The organism is Micromonospora sp. NPDC093277 (assembly GCF_044765245.1).
GTDB lineage: Bacteria > Actinomycetota > Actinomycetes > Mycobacteriales > Micromonosporaceae > Micromonospora.
This window is the reverse complement of record NZ_JBIWJO010000011.1, coordinates 135,260-151,022: the sequence shown is the minus strand read 5'-3', so window position 1 is coordinate 151,022 and position 15,763 is coordinate 135,260. Positions and strand designations below refer to the sequence as shown.

The following is a 15,763-nucleotide window of genomic DNA, read 5'->3' as shown; positions in this document are numbered from 1 at the left end:
AAGGGGCGGAACGTTGCAGATAGACGCGGTCGACCAGCGAATCATTGCGTTGCTCGTGGCAGATGCCCGCGCCTCGTACGCGGACATCGGCGCCCGGGTGTCACTCTCCGCCCCGGCGGTCAAGCGACGCGTCGACCGACTCCGATCCGCGGGGGTCATCCGGGGCTTCACCGCGGTCGTCGACCCGGCCGCCGTCGGCTGGACCACGGAGGCGTTCGTCGAACTCTTCTGCGCCGGACGGACCACCCCGGCGCAGATCGGGGCCGCCGCACGCCGCCACCCCGAGGTGGTCGGCGCGTACACCGTCTCCGGGGAGGCGGACGCGCTGGTGCACCTGCGGGCCGCCGACATCGCTCACCTGGAGGAGGCGTTGGAGCGGCTACGGGCCGAATCCTTCGTCACCTCGTCCCGCAGCACCATCGTCCTCTCCCGGCTGGTCGAGTCCCCCGGCGTCGGCCCGTCCGGTTTCTGACCCGACTCCGCCCTCCCCGGCGGGTCGCCGGTCCCACCCGCCGCCAGTTGACCTCAACCCCCGTTGAGGTTGTTGGCTGAGAGCCGGCTATCGGAGGGGGCGGGCGTGCGCGCGGTGTGGTTACGGGAATTCGGCGGTCCGGAGGTGCTGGTGCCGGGGAGCGCGCCCGATCCGGTGCCCGGGCCGGGTCAGGTGGTGATCGACGTCGCGCACGCCAACCTCACCTTCGTGGAGACCATGTTCCGGTCGACCGGGTTCGGGCCGTTCGCCGGCTCGCCGCCGCTGATCCCGGGCAACGGGGTCGGCGGGGTGATCACCGAGGCCGGTCCCGGTGCCGATCCGGCGCTCGTGGGAAAAAGGGTGGTGAGCAGCACGGGCGGCTCCGGCGGGTACGCCGAGCGCGTGGCGGTGGACCAGGACGCGCCGTACGAGGTGCCGTCCGGGCTGCCGCTGGACCAGGCGGTGGCGTTGCTCGCCGATGGTCGTACGGCCGTCATGCTGGTGCACGCGGCCCGGCTGCGCCGTGGCGAGCGGGTGCTGGTCGAGGCGGCGGCGGGCGGGGTGGGCGGCCTGCTGACGCAGCTCGCCGAGGCCGCCGGGGCGCGGGTCGTGGCCGCCGCCGGAGGCGCCCGGAAGGTGGCCCTGCTCCGCGACCGTGGTCTCGACACGGTGGTGGACTACCGGCAGCCGGACTGGCCCGACCGGGTACGCGCGGCCGCCGGCGGGGTGGACGTGGTCTTCGACGGGGTGGGCGGCCAGCTCGCCCGCGACGCGTTCGACCTGCTCGCCCCGGGCGGACGGATGCTCAGCTTCGGGCTGGCCAGCGGTGCGTGGGCCGATCTGCCCGCCGAACTCGCCACGGCGCGCGAGGTGGCGCTGCTCCGGCCGTCCGCCGCGCCGGCCGAACTACGGGCGTTCACCGAACAAGCGCTCGCCGAGGCTGCGGCCGGGCGGCTGCGCCCGTTGATCGGGCAGCGCTTTCCGCTGGAACGGGCCGCCGATGCGCACGCCGCCATCGAGTCCCGCGCCACAGTCGGCAAGACCCTCCTAGACCTCCCGTAGCCCCCCTCCCCCTCCCCACGCCCCTCCCAAGATCTGGGCAAGTTCAGAGAAAGAGTGGTCATTCCATGCTCGGAGGCCACTCTTTCCCCGAATTTGTCGCCTCTGCGCGGCGGTGGGGGCGGCGGGGTGGTCAGAGGTACATGCCGGTGCGGTGTTCGGGTTGGGAGGGCTTGTCGGCCTCGCCGAAGAAGCGCTTACCGCCGAACTCGCCGTGCAGCCGGTCGTCCAGTTCGTCGGCCAGCCCGGTCATCACCTGCACGGCGAGCATCAGGTGGGTCGGCTGGAAGTTGCGGCCGAAGACCGGGATCGAGGCCCAGACCGTGTCGTCCGCACAGTAGAGGCGGCCGATCGGCATCCGGTTGGTCAGCTCGGAGAGCTTGACGTAGAGGCGCTCGGTCGGCTCGACCTCGGTGAGCACCGGGGAGAAGACGTCGACCAGGGGCGGGTTGTCGCGCACCCGGACGAAGACCATCGCCGAGCCGGCACGGATGTTGATGTCCCCGTCCGAGTCGACCTGCAACTGGTCGGACTTCGACCGCAGCATGGTGGAGACGACCGTACGCACCCGCTCCTCCAGCGCGAGCACGTCGCTGTCGTTGGTCTGGGCGGTCGCGGCGGCGGCCAGCGCCTCGTCGAGGTCGGCCTCCGCCTCCCGATCCGGGCCGAACTCGCTGCGGGCGGTGCCGAGCGGCTCCACCGGCAGCGGCTCCCCCTCGGCGTCCTGCATCAGATAGACGAGGAAGGCGGGGTGCGGGGCGCCGTACACGTCCCGGAGGGTCCGGGACAGCGCCGCCGCCAGCCGGGCCGCCTCCCCAGCGGCGCAGTCCAGGCCGAACTGCTCGCCGGAACCCTCCAGCACGCCGGGCGGGGACCAGCCGAGCGCGATCATGTCGGCGACGGCGGCCCGGTCCAGCCGGTAACCCGCCGGCAGCGTGGCGTTGCCGACGGCCCGCGCCGACAGTCGCCCTTCCCCGCCGACGTCAACGCTGATCGAGTAGACGGCGTCCCCGGTGCCGGAGGCGGTGGGATCGAGGGTCAACTCCAGGTGCGCACCCTCGGGCAGGGCGCGAAGCCGGTCGGCCAGCGCGCGGGCGAACTCCCGCCAGGCCTCGGTCACCTTGGCCCGGAGGTCGGCCGTGGTCGGCTCGTCGAGCAGAATCGACTCGTACTGCTCCGAAGCTGGGCCGGCGGGCTCGTCGGCGGGCGCCGAGGGGTGGTCTGCCGTCATGATCGTCTCCGTCCGTCATCGCCACCCTACCCACGGGCGCTGGAGATCCAATCACGCCGGACCAGGATCGGACACCCGACCGGAGGGGGCTACTCGGCCGGTGCGCTCCCGCCCAGTTCGATCGGCCAGGAGCCGGCCAGCTCACTGAGCCGGGCGGCCGTCGCGGCCGGGTCGGCCCCCCGCCCCACAGCCACCCCCAGGAGGTACGCGGTGACCGGCGCACCCGGACGCAGCACCTGGTGGGCGACGTCCCTGGCCAGGTCGAGCACGATCGGCACCGACACCTCACCCGGGTCCAGCCCCAGCTCGACGCAGGCCGCCGTGACCCAGTCGTCCATCACCGTCATCGCGTCCACTCCTCGGCCCGGCGTACGTCCTCGTCAGTGTCGCAGTCGAACCAGGGCGGCGGCCCCGAGCCGGACCAGGACACCTCCCGTACGGCCGTCCCGGCCAGCAGCCCGCGTACCGGAGCCCCGTCGACCGTGCCGCCCCGCTCGGCGGCCAGCCGGTCGACGGCGACCCGCAGGGCGGCGACCCGCCACACGGCGCAGAGCTGCTGCCGGCGGCCGTCCCCGTCGACGTAGCAGGCGACGTCGGCCGCCGACTCGTCGAGCGCGCGCCGGAGGTCGGCCACCGCCGCCGGGGTGAGCAGCGGCAGGTCGGCGGCGAGCAGTGCGACGACGTTCGTGCCCGGGTCGAGCAGGGCCAGCCCGGCTGCGGTGGCGGCGACCGGACCACCGCCGGGCGGATCCTCACGGGTCACCCGTACCCCGTCGGGGACCGGGCCGGCCGGGCCGACCACGATCCGCGGCGCCGCGTCGGCGACCGCGGCCAGCACCCGGTGCAGCATCGGCCGGCCACCGACCGCGCGCCCGGGCTTGTCCACGCCGCCCATCCGCCGGGCCGCACCACCCGACAGCACCACCGCCGCGTACGTCACCCGCCCAAGGTATCCGCGCCGGACCGCCTCCACCCGCCGGCCCGCCGCCTCGCGATCCGACCGGCGCGACCGGCGCGATCGGCACGACCGGCACGACCGGCGCGACCGGTGCGATCGGTCCCGCTGGCACCGGTCGGTGCGGCCATTCCCGCCAGCACGGTCGGCCCCGCCAGCACGGTCGGCCCCGCCAGCACGGTCGGTGCGGCCATGCGGCCGGTCTCGCTGGTGCGGTCGCAAGATCCACTCCACTTGCGGCGAGTCGGTGTCTCCGCGCCGGTTGAAGGGCCGACATGCCGCAAGTTGTGCGGGTTACCTCAGGCCGGGCGGGCGTCGCCGTGCGGGCGGCCGGTGGCGCGGGGCAGGATGGCGGGATGGGACGGGCGACTGACCGGCGTGGCGTGCTCCGGATCGACCTCGACGCGGCGGCCGACGGGCGCACCCGGGTACGCCGGCAGGACACCCTGGCCGTGGAGGAGCCGCTGGAGATCCGGGTCGGCCCGGCGGGCCCGGGTCGACGGAAGCCGCTGGCGGTCACCATGCGTACCCCCGGTGACGACCTGGACCTGGCGATCGGGTTCCTGCTCACCGAGGGGCTGATCCGGTCGGCCGAGGACGTGCACACCGCGCAGCTCTGCGCCGGCGCGGAGACGCCGAACACCTACAACGTGGTCGACGTGGTGCTGACCCCGGGCGTACCCGAACCCACCACCGACCCGGCCCGCAACTTCTACACGACCAGCTCGTGCGGGGTGTGCGGCAAGGCGAGCATCGATGCCATACGCACCCGGTCGCGGTTCGCCGTACGCGACGACGCGCTCAGCGTGACCGCGGCGACGCTGGCCGCCCTGCCGGACCGGCTGCGTGCGGCCCAGCGCGCCTTCGACCGGACCGGTGGCCTGCACGCCGCCGGGCTGTTCACCGCCGACGGCGAGCTGGTGGTGCTGCGCGAGGACGTCGGCCGGCACAACGCGGTGGACAAGGTGGTCGGCTGGGCGGTGCGGGAACGCCGGCTGCCGCTCGCCGGGCACGTGCTGCTGGTCTCCGGCCGGGCCAGCTTCGAGCTGACCCAGAAGGCGTGGATGGCGGGCGTGCCGCTGCTGGCGGCGGTCTCCGCGCCCAGCAGTCTCGCCGCGGACCTGGCCGAGGAGGCCGGGATGACCCTCGTCGGCTTCCTGCGCGGCCAGACGATGAACGTCTACGCGGGTGCCGAGCGGATCGTTGCCGAGGACGCCGTGCCGACCGCCTAGCTCGGGTCACCCTCGTCCGGCTCGGTGATCGGGACCGGCCGGCCGTGCCGTGCGGCCCATGCGCGAATGTCATCAGCGAGCCAGATTCGGCCGACGGCCAACGTAGCGACCGGAGTCGGGAAGTCGTGCCGGGTGGCAAGTTGCGACACGCGCTGCCGTGACACGTTCAGAAAATCCCCGATTTCCTGCGCAGCCCACAGCTCCAGCTCCATTACCTGAACCTCCGGTGGCCATGTCCTTGTCGCACGCCTACCGGGGCTTGACGCTTGCCTAGAGCTTCGTCAAGATGAGCCTATGTCCTTACACAGAGCCATTGGGCCGATACTGTCCAATCTCGCGCACCGGCGGCGGCACTGGTGGTCAAGGTGCTGCGTGTGCGGCCTGCGGTGGCCGTGCCCCGACCGGCACTACCGCCCCGCACCCGCCGAACCGCCGAACCAGGGCCGGTGGATCGACAACGCCCAGACAGCAGCCTTCCCGCAGGTCGGCCAAGCCAGCTGGTTGACGCTGGCGCAGACGTGGCGGGCGAACGGGGGCCGGTGGTGAGCCGACCCTCGCGCCCGCACCTGCCGATGCGCCCGCTCTGGCGCTGCCGGGTGTGCGGGTCCGACTGGCCCTGCCAGCCCGCCCGACTGGCCCTGCTGGTCGAGTACCGCAACGATCGAACCGCCCTGATGCTCTACCTGAGCGCCCTCCTGGCCGAGGCCGGCGCGCAACTCTCCCAGCTCAATGGAGAGGCTCCTCCGGAGGGCCTGACCGAGCGATTCCTGGGCTGGGCCCGCGCCCGATAGGTGGGGCCGGACGGCCGTGGACGAAAACGGCGGTAAGAAACCGATCCCTGCGCGCACTTCCTGGTGACGGCGTACCTTCCCGCGTACCAAGGAGCAGGAGTCAGTGACAGAAGCCGACGCGAGCAGACGATTCACCGCGATGTACGACGCGCACCACGCACAGGTGTACGCGTACGCGGTGAGCCGAGCCGGACGTCAACTCGCCGACGACGTGGTCAGCGACACCTTCCTCGTGGCGTGGCGCAAGCTGCCCACGGTGCCGGTGCCGCCGCTGCCGTGGTTGCTCGGGGTGGCCCGCAACGTGCTGCGGGAGCGATACCGCGACGAGGTGCGGCAGGCCAGCCTGGCGGCCGAGTTGCGGGCCTGGGCCGACGAGTCGGCGGCGGACGTCGCTGACGGGGTTACGGAGCGGGTCGCTGTGCTCGCCGCGCTCGCCCGGCTCGCCGACGACGACCGGGAACTGCTGACCCTGGTGGCCTGGCACAACCTGTCGGCCCGGGCAGCCGCTCGGCTCGTCGGCTGCTCGACGGCCGCCTTCTTCGTACGGCTGCACCGGGCCAGAAAGCGACTGCAAGCGGCGCTGGCCGGGGCGGATCAGGTCGCCCGTCGTTCCCCGATCGCCCTTCCTGTCGAGGAGTACAGCAAGTGAGTCCCCGTAGAGATGTCATGAAGGCGCTGGCCGACGCCCGCCCCGCCCGACTCGAACCTGACCTGGACAGCTGCCACGACCCGTACGCGATCATGGCGCACCCGCAGCCGACCGGAGCTGGGGCCGTGCGCCGGCCGACCCGCCGGCTGGTCATGGCGGGCCTGGTGCCCACCGTGGCCCTGGCGGCGGCCGGTGCCGTCTTCCTCACGCTCGGCGGGGGAAGCACCGGGCCGGCGGGCGTGGCCGGCGCGGGCAGCCGGGCGGCCGACCCGGCGACCGCCTCGGCCCCGCACACCGCCCGGGACGTGCTCCTGGTCGCGGCCGAGCGGAGCGCGGCCGATCCCACCACCGGCGGCCGTTACTGGGTCACCGACCAGGAACACGGCAACGTGCGCGAGGTCGGCCCGGCAAACCGGCGCTATCAGATCGTGGAGCGGCAGGGCCTGCGGGCGTGGGACGCGCTGTCCCCGAGTGCCCGGGGTGTGGGCTTCTTCCGCGACCTCGGCGCCGTGCCGTTCACCGCCGCGGACCGGGCCGCGTGGCAGGCCGACGGCGCACCGACACAGTGGGTGGAGCCCGCACCCAAGGGCATCCCCGACGCCAAGCCGATCATCATCCGCGGCACGCCCGGGCCGGAGACCGCCGAGTGGGGCGCCGCCAGGCCGATGCCGCCAGATGCGAAGAACGGCCACGCGCCCCACTTCCTCGCCGGCGGCCCCATCTCGCAGGCTGAACTGGCTGCGGTGCCCACCGAGCCGGCCGCATTGAAGGCATGGCTGCGCAACCGGCTGAAGGCCAGCGAGGTGCAGAAAGCCACCAACGACTCCCTCTGCTGGAGCGCCCAGGATCTCGTCTTCGACCTGCCGGTGTCGCCGCAGGTGCGGGCGGCCGCGTACCGGATGCTCGCCGACCTGCCCGGGGTGACCTCGCTCGGTGAGGTCACCGACCAGCGGGGACGCGCGGGTGTAGCGGTCGGGTTCGCCCGCAAGGGCGACGGCGGCCACTGGAGCCAGGCCCGGCTGATCATCGACCCGCGGACCGGCCAGGCGCTCGCCACCGAATCCTGGGACCTGGGCTCCGGCCGAACCCCGAACGCCACCGGGACGTTGCAGAGCTACGCCCTCCTGGTGAGTGCGCACTTCACCAACGACGACCCACCTGCCGCGCAGAAGTAACCTGCTCTCCCTCCCCGGTGTGCGGTGCGGACGCCTCGGTGCCCGCACCGCACACCTGTCTCGGCAGCCTGTCGGCGGGTCAGCGGGCGCCACGACGCCTCCGCCTGCGGCGGACGACCTCGCGGGAGGCGACCGCGGGCCAGCCGTCCAGCTCGGACGGGGGCAGTCCGCGCCGGAGCACGTCGTCCAGGAGCAGCGCGAGCGAATAGTCGGGGTGGGCGGCGAGCACCCGTTCCAGGGCCACCGCCGCCAGGGCGCCGTAGCCGGCACGCCAGGCCGCGAAGGCGAGCAGGCTGCCCGGGGCGGCGATCAGCTCCGGCTCGGCCCGGCGCAGCACCTCCGTCCAGAGGCCGATGTCGGTGTCCCGCCCGTCGGTCCGCTCCCACGCGTGGTCGCGTACCGGGAGGTGGGTGAGGAGCACGGTCAGCCAGGCCACCTCGTCGTCGCCGAGCCGCTCGCCACGCCGCTGCCGGCGGAACGCGCCGCGCAGGGCTGACACCCCGGCCGAGCGAACGGAACGCCCGCCCGCCAGTGCGGTCTCGGCCGCGTCCTCGGTCAGCTCGCCCAGCCGGCGACGTGCCCGGATGGTGGCCCGGCGCATGGCGACCCGGACCGGCCCGTCGAACGGGGACACCTGCGCGGTCAGCGCGGCCCGGTCGGGCAGGGCGACCTGACCGGCGAAGACGGCCGCCGCGCTGACCTCACTGGCCGTCGGGTCGTACGGGGTGCCGTCGGGCGGGCAGCATTCCGCGTCGGTGCAGAGGTAGGACCACCAGCGCCCGTCGGTGACCCGCAGCGCGTCGAGGACGTGCAGCCCGGACTCGTCCAGCGCCGCGCCGACCGCGTCGACCGCGCCGGTCACCCGGGCGGCCGGACCGTAGCCGATCACGGTGGCGGACTCCGTGCTCTGCCGGGCGACGACCTGCGCGAGATGCCGGGCGGCGGGTCGCGGGTCGGCACCCGGCTCGGGCAGGTCACCCCGGGCGGCGAAGACGACCCGGCGACCGCGCAGCGCCACCACGACCACGCTCTCGGCGGGATGGAAGCCGAGCAGGTACGGCACGGCGGCGATGAGGTCGGCGGGGGAACGGACGGCGAGCCGGGGGTGGTCGGTGGGAGTCATGCGGGCAGCGTGCGGCGGCGGGCCACCTGCTCGACAGGCCCTGTGGACGACACGCCGCTCATCCACAGATACGGAGAGTATCGGCGCAGGTGAGCGCGGTACGGCGGGCGCCTGGACGACGCACGACCCACCGGATGTCGGTCGGACCGGCTACCTTGCGCTCATGGACCTGGCGTACCTGCGGGCGCACCCGGAGCACCTGCCGACCTTCCTGACCCATCAACGGATCCGGGAGACGCCGGTCTCCGGCGGGGACATCTGCGTCGCGTCCCGGCTGACCCTCGACGACGGGCACTCGGTCTTCGCCAAGACCTGGCCCGAGCACGCGGGGCGCCCGCTGCCCGAGGGCTTCTTCGCGGCCGAGGCGGCCGGGCTGCGCTGGCTGCGCGAGGCCGGCGCGGTGCCCGTACCGGAGGTGGTGGTGGCGCTGCCGGAGCTGCTGGCGCTCGACTGGGTCGAGCCCGGCGAACCGACGCCGGCCGCGGCCGAACGGTTCGGGGCCGAACTGGCCGCGCTGCACCGGGCCGGCGCGCCCGCCCTCGGTGCCGAGTGGACCGGGTTCATCGGCGCGCTGCCGCAGGACAACACACCGGACTCGGGCCCGTGGCCGGAGTGGTTCGCCCGCCGCCGGCTCCTGCCTTACCTGCGGATGTCGGTCGACAACGGCGCGCTCGCCGGCGTCCGGGCCGCGCTGGTGGAGCAGGTGGTCGATCGGATCGGGGAGCTTGGCGGTGACGAGCCGCCGGCCCGGATCCACGGCGACCTCTGGCCGGGCAACCTGCTGTGGGGCGCGGACGAGCGGGTCTGGCTGGTCGACCCGGCCGCGCACGGCGGCCACCGCGAGACGGATCTCGCCCAGCTCGCGCTCTTCGGCGGCGCGCCGCACCTGGACCGGATTCTCGCCGCCTATCAGGAGGTGTGGCCGCTGGCCGACGGCTGGCGCGAACGGATCCCGTTGCACCAGCTCCACCTGCTGCTGGTGCACACCGCCCTGTTCGGCGCGGCCTACGCCGACGCGGTGGGCAGCGCCGCCCGGGCCGCGCTCCAGGGCGACCGACGCGCTACGGTCGACGGGTGACCGCCGCCCCGCCGACGCCCGACGGGGTCCTCGTCGACCGGTACGGCCGCGTCGCCCGGGACCTGCGGGTCTCGCTGACCGACCGGTGCAACCTGCGCTGCACCTACTGCATGCCGGCCGAGGGGCTGCCCTGGCTGGCCAAGCCGCAGCTGCTCACGGACGACGAGATCGTCCGGCTGGTCCGGGTCGCGGTGCAGCGGCTCGGCGTCACCGAGGTCCGCTTCACCGGTGGGGAGCCGCTGATCCGGCCCGGCCTGGTCGACATCGTGTCGGCGGTGGCCGAGCTGGCACCCCGGCCCCGGATCTCGCTGACCACCAACGGCCTCGGGCTGGCCCGGATCGCGGCCGCCCTGCGGGCCGCCGGACTGGACCGGGTGAACGTGTCGCTGGACACCCTGGACCGGGCCCGGTTCACCGAACTGACCCGGCGGGACCGGCTGACTGACGTGCTCGCCGGGCTGGCCGGAGCGGCGGCCGCCGGGCTGACCCCGGTCAAGATCAACGCGGTGCTGATGCGCGGGGTCAACGACGACGAGGCGCCCGCGCTGCTCCGGTTCGCCCTGGCCCACGGCTACGAGCTGCGCTTCATCGAACAGATGCCGCTGGACGCCCAGCACAACTGGGACCGCGCGACGATGGTCACCGCCGAGGAGGCTCTCGCCGCCCTACGCGCCGAGTTCGACCTGAGCGAGGACCCGGCCGAGCGGGGTGCGGCACCGGCCGAGACCTGGCTGGTGGACGGCGGGCCGGCCCGGGTCGGCGTGATCGGCAGCGTGACCCGCCCGTTCTGCGGCGACTGCGACCGGACCCGGCTCACCGCCGACGGCCAGGTCCGCGCCTGCCTCTTCGCCACCGAGGAGTCCGACCTGCGCGGCGCGCTGCGCGCCGGGGCGGACGACGCCGAGCTGGCCCGACGCTGGCGGACCGCGATGTGGGGTAAGCGGGCCGGGCACGGCATCGACGACCCGGCGTTCCTGCGGCCCGCCCGCCCGATGTCGGCGATCGGCGGCTGACCGGTGCAGCTCACCGTGCGCTACTTCGCCGGTGCGCGCGCCGCCGCCGGCCGCGCCGAGGAGACCGCGTCCGCCGGCCGTCCGCTCGACGAGCTTCTCGAAGAGCTGGCCGCGCGGCACGGCGAACGACTGGCCGTCGTGCTGACGGCGGCCAGCTTCCTGGTCGACGGGGTGGCCTGCCACGATCGTCGTGCGCCGCTGCCGGCCGGGGTGACGGTTGACGTGCTGCCGCCGTTCGCGGGCGGCTGAGGGAGGCTCCGTGGTGGCGATGACGGCGTTCGTAGGCTTCGTCGTGCTGGTGACCGGCCTGGTCCACCTGTATCTGTGGAAACGGCTGGTCCGGGACACCACCATGCCGGGGCGCTGGCGGCGGATCGGCGGTTTCGCCGCGCTGCTGCTGGCGGTGCTGATCCCGGTCACCCTGGCGGGCACCCACGCCGGGGCGTTCTGGCTGGCCTGGCCGGGCTACCTCTGGCTGGCGCTGATGTTCTACCTGCTGGTCGTGCTGTTGGTGCTGGAAGTACCGATGGCGGTGGCCAAGCTGGTGTCGCGCCAACGGGCCCGGCTCGCCGAGTCCAGCACCGCAGCACCCGAACCAGCCCTCGTCGGAGTGGGCGACTCCGCCGGCACCACCGAGCCGCCGGTCGAGCACCCCGCCGAAGCACCGGCCACCGCGCCGGCGGGCCACGACCCGTCCCGCCGGTTGCTGCTCGCCCGGGGAGCGGCGATCTTCGCCGGGCTCACCGCCGCCGGCGTCACCGGGTACGGCGTCCGCACCGCGCTGGGCCCGCCGCAGCTGGACCGGGTGCGGATCCCGCTGGCCAGGCTTCCCCGCAGCATGGACGGGCTGCGGATCGCGACCGTCTCCGACATCCACCTCGGGCCGCTGCGCGGTCGTTCGCACACCGAGCGGATCGTGGCGATGATCAACCGGCTCGACGCCGACGTGGTGGCGGTGGTCGGCGACCTGGTCGACGGCACGGTGGCCGAGCTGGGCGAGGCGGCGGAGCCGTTGCGCGGCCTGCGGTCCCGCTACGGCAGTTTCTTCGTCACCGGCAACCACGAGTACTACTCCGGCGTGGAGGAGTGGGTCCGCGAGGTGGACCGGCTCGGCCTGCGGGTGCTCCAGAACGAACGCCAGGAGATCCTCGCCCGAGGTGGCGTCCTGGACCTGGCCGGGGTGAACGACGTGTCGGCCGCCGGCACCGGGCTGGCCGCCCCCGCCGACTACGCCGCCGCCCTCGGCGACCGGGACCCGAGCCGCCCGGTGGTGCTGCTGGCACACCAGCCGGTGGCCGTGCACGAGGCGGCGAAGTTCGGCGTTGACCTGCAGCTCTCCGGGCACACCCACGGCGGGCAGATGGCGCCGTTCAACCTGCTGGTCGGGCTGCAGCAGCCGGTGGTCTCCGGCTTCGGCGAGGTGGACGGCACCAAGGTGTACGTGACCAACGGCGCCGGCTTCTGGGGCCCGCCGGTCCGGGTCGGCGCGCCGCCTCAGGTGACCCTGGTCGAGCTGCGTGCCCCATAGCCCGACCGGGCCGCCCAGTCCAGCACCGGATTGCTCAGGTCACGAGTACGCGTGGCGGAAGGCGGGCACCGGGTCGGCCGTGACAGGATGCGGCGTGCCTCCGTTCAGCGCCGTACCCCCCGGTGGCCTTTCGCCGTTCGTCGCGGATCTGCACATCCACTCGAAGTATTCGCGCGCGTGCAGCCGCGATCTGACCCTGCCGAACCTGGCCCGCTGGGCCCGGCGCAAGGGCATCGGCGTGCTCGGCACCGGCGACTTCACCCATCCCGCCTGGTACGACCACCTGCGCGAGACGCTGCGTCCGGCCGAGCCCGGCCTGTTCCGGCTCAGCCCGGAGGCGGAGCGGGACGTCGCCCGTCAGCTGCCGCCCCGGCTGGCCAGCGAGGCGGAGGCGGATCCGGCCCGGTTCCTGCTCAGCGTGGAGATTTCCACGATCTACAAGCGGGACGACCGGACCCGGAAGGTGCACCACCTCATCTACCTGCCGGACCTGGACGCGGTGGCCCGGTTCAACGCCGCGCTCGGGCGGATCGGCAACCTCGGTTCGGACGGGCGGCCGATCCTCGGCCTGGACTCGCGGGACCTGCTGGAGATCACCCTGGAGGCCAGCCCGGACGGATACCTGGTGCCGGCGCACATCTGGACCCCCTGGTTCTCCGCGCTCGGCTCGAAGTCCGGCTTCGACGCCATCGCCGACTGCTACGCCGACCTGGCCGAGCACGTCTTCGCGGTGGAGACCGGCCTCTCCTCCGATCCGGAGATGAACTGGCGGGTCGGCAGCCTGGACCGTTACCAGCTGGTGTCGAACTCCGACGCGCACTCCCTGCCGGCGCTGGGCCGCGAGGCCACCGTGTTCGCCTCGGCCCGCGACTACTTCGCCATGCGGGAGGCGCTGCGTACCGGGGACGGGCTGGCCGGGACCGTCGAGTTCTTCCCCGAGGAGGGCAAGTACCACGCCGACGGGCACCGGCTCTGCGGCGTGAACTGGTCGCCGGAGCGGACCCGGGCGGCCGGTGGCCAGTGCCCGGAGTGCGGCAAACCGCTGACGGTGGGCGTACTGAGCCGGGTCGACGAATTGGCCGACCGGCCCGAGGGGCACCGGCCGGCGCACGCCCGCGAGGTGACCCATCTGGTGCCGCTGGCCGAGATCCTCGGTGAGATCAACAAGGTGGGTGCCCGCTCGAAGAAGGTCGAGGGGAAGCTCACCGAGCTGATCGCGGCGCTCGGCCCGGAGCTGGAGATCCTGACCAGCGCCCCGCTGGACGAGATCGGCCGGGTCGGCGGCGAACTGCTCGCCGAGGGCATCGGCCGGCTGCGCCGGGGCGAGGTGCGCCGGGTTCCCGGATACGACGGCGAGTACGGCGTGATCACCCTCTTCGACCCGGAGGAGCTGGGCAGCCTCGCTTCCGCCGGGCAGGAGACGCTCTTCGACGTACCCGTGCCCGCGCAGCGGAAGCCCGCGGAGCCGGCGCCGAAACCGAAGGCCACCCGCCCGGCGGCGGCCAAGGCGGAGCCGAAGCGGAAGCCGGCCCCGCCGCCTCCGCCACCGATCGTGCCGGCGCCCTCCCCGCACGAGCCGTTCGAGCCGATGCTCGCCGGCATGGAGGAGGTCGGCACCGGCCTGCTGGACCGGCTCGACGCGATGCAGCGGGTGGCCGCCTCCGCGCCGGGCGGCCCGCTGCTCATCGTGGCGGGCCCGGGCACCGGGAAGACCCGCACGCTGACCCACCGGATCGCGTACCTCTGCGCGGAGTTGAACGTCTTCCCGGACCAGTGCCTGGCGATCACGTTCACCCGGCGGGCCGCCGAGGAGCTGCGGCACCGTCTGGACGGGCTGCTCGGCCCGGTGGCCGAGGACGTCACGGTCGGCACGTTCCACTCGCTGGGGCTGGCCATCCTGCGGGAGAACGCCGAGGCCGCGGGGCTGCCGGTGGACTTCCGGATCGCCGACGACGCCGACCGGGCGGCAGCCCGCGCCGAGGCCGGTGACGACGACGACCGGTACACCGCGCTGCTGCGGAAGCGGGACCTGGTCGACCTGGACGAGCTGCTCACCCTGCCCGTGGCGCTGCTCGGCGGGGACCGGAAGCTGGTCCGCGAGTACCGGGAACGCTGGAAGTGGATCTTCGTCGACGAGTACCAGGACGTCGATGCCGTCCAGTACGACCTGCTGCGGCTACTCAGCCCGGCCGACGGCAACCTCTGCGCGATCGGCGACCCCGACCAGGCGATCTACTCGTTCCGGGGCGCCGACGTCGGCTACTTCCTGCGCTTCTCCCAGGACTTCACCGACGCCCGGCTGGTCCGGCTGAACCGCAACTACCGCTCGTCGGCGCCGATCGTGGCCGCCGCGGTGCAGGCCATCGCACCGTCGTCGCTGGTCCGGGGCCGCCGGCTCGACCCGGCGCGGCTCGACCCGGAGGCCCCGCTGGTCGGCCGGTACGCCGCGGCGTCCGTCGCCGACGAGGCCGACTTCGTGGTACGCACCATCGACGAGCTGGTCGGTGGACTGTCCCATCGTTCGCTCGACTCGGGCCGAATCGACGGCCGGTCCACCTCGTTGTCGTTCTCCGACGTCGCGGTGCTCTACCGCACCGACGCGCAGGCCGCCCCGGTGCTGGACGCCCTGGCCCGGGCCAACATCCCGGTGCAGAAGCGCTCGCACGACCGGCTCCGCGACCGGCCCGGGGTGCTGGCCATCGCCCGCGAGCTGCGGCACTCCGGGCTCGACGGCCCGCTGGCCGCCCGCGTACGGCTGGCCGGGCAGGTGCTGGCGGAACGCTTCGCCGTGCCGACGCTCGACGGCTCCGGCTCGGTCCGACCGGAGGACGTACGCACGGCGGTGGATCTGCTCACGCCGCTGGCCCGACGCTGCGGCGACGACCTCGGGCTCTTCCTCTCCCAGCTCGCCACGGGGGCGGAGGTGGACGCCCTGGACCCGCGGGCCGAGGCGGTCACCCTGCTCACCCTGCACGCGGCCAAGGGGCTGGAGTTCCCGGTGGTGTTCCTGGTCGGCACGGAGGACGGCCTGCTGCCGCTGCGCTGGCCGGGGTCGGAGCCGGACGACGACGCGGTCGCCGAGGAGCGGCGACTGTTCTTCGTCGGCCTGACCCGGGCCCAGGACCGGCTGTACGTCAGCCACGCCGCCCGGCGTAGCCGGCTCGGCTCGGAACGCGAGTGCCGCCCGTCCCCGTTCCTCGACGTGATCGACCCGGGGCTCTTCGAACGCTTCGGCGAGGCGGAACCCCGCCGCCCGAAGGACCGCCAGCTCCGCCTCATCTGACGGGCCTGCCCCAGCACTGGCTCCAGCCCGACGTCGTCGAGGGCCTCGAGCGGCTCGTGCCTGCCTGGGACGGTGGCTGGCGAGCCGGCACCCCACCGACCGGCGGGGCAGGCGGCTAGTGGGAGATAACGATATGTCTCAGCGACATAATTATGTCGCTGAGACATACCGCTA

The 15,763-nt window shown here is 73.9% G+C and carries 17 protein-coding genes; 12 read left to right on the top strand and 5 right to left on the bottom strand.

Going from position 1 to position 15,763, the window contains the following annotated elements; all coding sequences use genetic code 11:
- Window positions 1-13 precede the first annotated feature (13 nt).
- Window positions 14-472 (top strand): Lrp/AsnC family transcriptional regulator, encoded by a 459-nt coding sequence (locus ACIRG9_RS23885; protein WP_402859857.1) that lies wholly within the window; start codon window positions 14-16, stop codon window positions 470-472.
- Between the two features lie 105 nt (window positions 473-577).
- The gene (locus ACIRG9_RS23880) at window positions 578-1,534 is read left to right on the top strand and encodes a zinc-binding dehydrogenase (RefSeq protein WP_402859854.1); all 957 of its coding nucleotides are present in this window, start codon (window positions 578-580) and stop codon (window positions 1,532-1,534) included.
- A gap of 130 nt (window positions 1,535-1,664) precedes the next feature.
- Here ACIRG9_RS23880 and ACIRG9_RS23875 read toward each other — a convergent pair whose 3' ends face one another.
- The 3 genes from ACIRG9_RS23875 to ACIRG9_RS23865 form a co-directional block, all read right to left on the bottom strand.
- Window positions 1,665-2,762 carry a T3SS (YopN, CesT) and YbjN peptide-binding chaperone 1 gene (locus ACIRG9_RS23875; protein WP_402859851.1) on the bottom strand — a complete coding sequence of 366 codons (1,098 nt, stop codon included), beginning with the start codon at window positions 2,760-2,762 and terminating at the stop codon, window positions 1,665-1,667.
- 89 nt (window positions 2,763-2,851) lie between these two features.
- Window positions 2,852-3,109: a DUF6457 domain-containing protein gene (locus ACIRG9_RS23870; protein ID WP_402859848.1), complete on the bottom strand. Its 258-nt coding sequence runs from the start codon at window positions 3,107-3,109 to the stop codon at window positions 2,852-2,854.
- Window positions 3,106-3,657 (bottom strand): molybdenum cofactor guanylyltransferase, encoded by a 552-nt coding sequence (locus tag ACIRG9_RS23865; protein WP_402860096.1) that lies wholly within the window; start codon window positions 3,655-3,657, stop codon window positions 3,106-3,108. The genes ACIRG9_RS23870 and ACIRG9_RS23865 overlap by 4 nt, the downstream gene beginning before the upstream one ends.
- A gap of 416 nt (window positions 3,658-4,073) precedes the next feature.
- Here ACIRG9_RS23865 and fdhD point away from each other — a divergent pair, with 416 nt between their 5' ends.
- Window positions 4,074-4,949 (top strand): formate dehydrogenase accessory sulfurtransferase FdhD, encoded by an 876-nt coding sequence (gene fdhD / locus ACIRG9_RS23860; protein ID WP_402859846.1) that lies wholly within the window; start codon window positions 4,074-4,076, stop codon window positions 4,947-4,949.
- Here fdhD and ACIRG9_RS23855 read toward each other — a convergent pair.
- Window positions 4,946-5,161: a DNA-binding protein gene (locus tag ACIRG9_RS23855; protein ID WP_402859843.1), complete on the bottom strand. Its 216-nt coding sequence runs from the start codon at window positions 5,159-5,161 to the stop codon at window positions 4,946-4,948. The two genes, fdhD and ACIRG9_RS23855, sit on opposite strands and share 4 nt — an antisense overlap.
- 160 nt (window positions 5,162-5,321) lie before the next feature.
- Between ACIRG9_RS23855 and ACIRG9_RS23850 the strand changes: the two genes are divergently transcribed.
- The 4 genes from ACIRG9_RS23850 to ACIRG9_RS23835 all read left to right on the top strand — a co-directional run bounded on the left by ACIRG9_RS23850 (window position 5,322) and on the right by ACIRG9_RS23835 (window position 7,564).
- Window positions 5,322-5,495: a hypothetical protein gene (locus tag ACIRG9_RS23850; protein WP_402859840.1), complete on the top strand. Its 174-nt coding sequence runs from the start codon at window positions 5,322-5,324 to the stop codon at window positions 5,493-5,495.
- Window positions 5,492-5,740, top strand: coding sequence for a flavin reductase (locus tag ACIRG9_RS23845; protein ID WP_402859837.1), 249 nt, complete (start codon window positions 5,492-5,494; stop codon window positions 5,738-5,740). The genes ACIRG9_RS23850 and ACIRG9_RS23845 overlap by 4 nt, the downstream gene beginning before the upstream one ends.
- 103 nt (window positions 5,741-5,843) lie before the next feature.
- Complete coding sequence (locus ACIRG9_RS23840) at window positions 5,844-6,389, top strand: RNA polymerase sigma factor (protein ID WP_402859834.1); 546 nt, start codon at window positions 5,844-5,846, stop codon at window positions 6,387-6,389.
- Entirely contained in the window at window positions 6,386-7,564 is a 1,179-nt protein-coding gene (locus tag ACIRG9_RS23835) for a CU044_5270 family protein (protein ID WP_402859831.1), read from the top strand. The genes ACIRG9_RS23840 and ACIRG9_RS23835 overlap by 4 nt, the downstream gene beginning before the upstream one ends.
- Before the next feature lie 79 nt (window positions 7,565-7,643).
- Here the strand turns inward: ACIRG9_RS23835 and ACIRG9_RS23830 are convergent, their stop codons facing one another.
- Complete coding sequence (locus ACIRG9_RS23830) at window positions 7,644-8,687, bottom strand: DUF4192 domain-containing protein (RefSeq protein ID WP_402859828.1); 1,044 nt, start codon at window positions 8,685-8,687, stop codon at window positions 7,644-7,646.
- 163 nt (window positions 8,688-8,850) lie between these two features.
- On the opposite strand from ACIRG9_RS23830, the gene ACIRG9_RS23825 reads away from it, so the two are divergent.
- The 5 genes from ACIRG9_RS23825 to ACIRG9_RS23805 all read left to right on the top strand — a co-directional run bounded on the left by ACIRG9_RS23825 (window position 8,851) and on the right by ACIRG9_RS23805 (window position 15,589).
- Complete coding sequence (locus tag ACIRG9_RS23825; RefSeq protein WP_402859825.1) at window positions 8,851-9,765, top strand: fructosamine kinase family protein; 915 nt, start codon at window positions 8,851-8,853, stop codon at window positions 9,763-9,765.
- Window positions 9,762-10,778, top strand: a complete 1,017-nt coding sequence (gene moaA / locus ACIRG9_RS23820; RefSeq protein ID WP_402859822.1) for a GTP 3',8-cyclase MoaA — start codon at window positions 9,762-9,764, stop codon at window positions 10,776-10,778. Before ACIRG9_RS23825 ends, moaA begins: the two co-directional genes overlap by 4 nt.
- A 3-nt stretch (window positions 10,779-10,781) precedes the next feature.
- Window positions 10,782-11,027, top strand: a complete 246-nt coding sequence (locus ACIRG9_RS23815) for a MoaD/ThiS family protein (RefSeq protein WP_402859819.1) — start codon at window positions 10,782-10,784, stop codon at window positions 11,025-11,027.
- Between the two features lie 19 nt (window positions 11,028-11,046).
- Window positions 11,047-12,306, top strand: coding sequence for a metallophosphoesterase (locus ACIRG9_RS23810; RefSeq protein WP_402859816.1), 1,260 nt, complete (start codon window positions 11,047-11,049; stop codon window positions 12,304-12,306).
- A gap of 94 nt (window positions 12,307-12,400) precedes the next feature.
- Window positions 12,401-15,589, top strand: coding sequence for a UvrD-helicase domain-containing protein (locus ACIRG9_RS23805; protein WP_402859814.1), 3,189 nt, complete (start codon window positions 12,401-12,403; stop codon window positions 15,587-15,589).
- Window positions 15,590-15,763 lie beyond the last annotated feature (174 nt).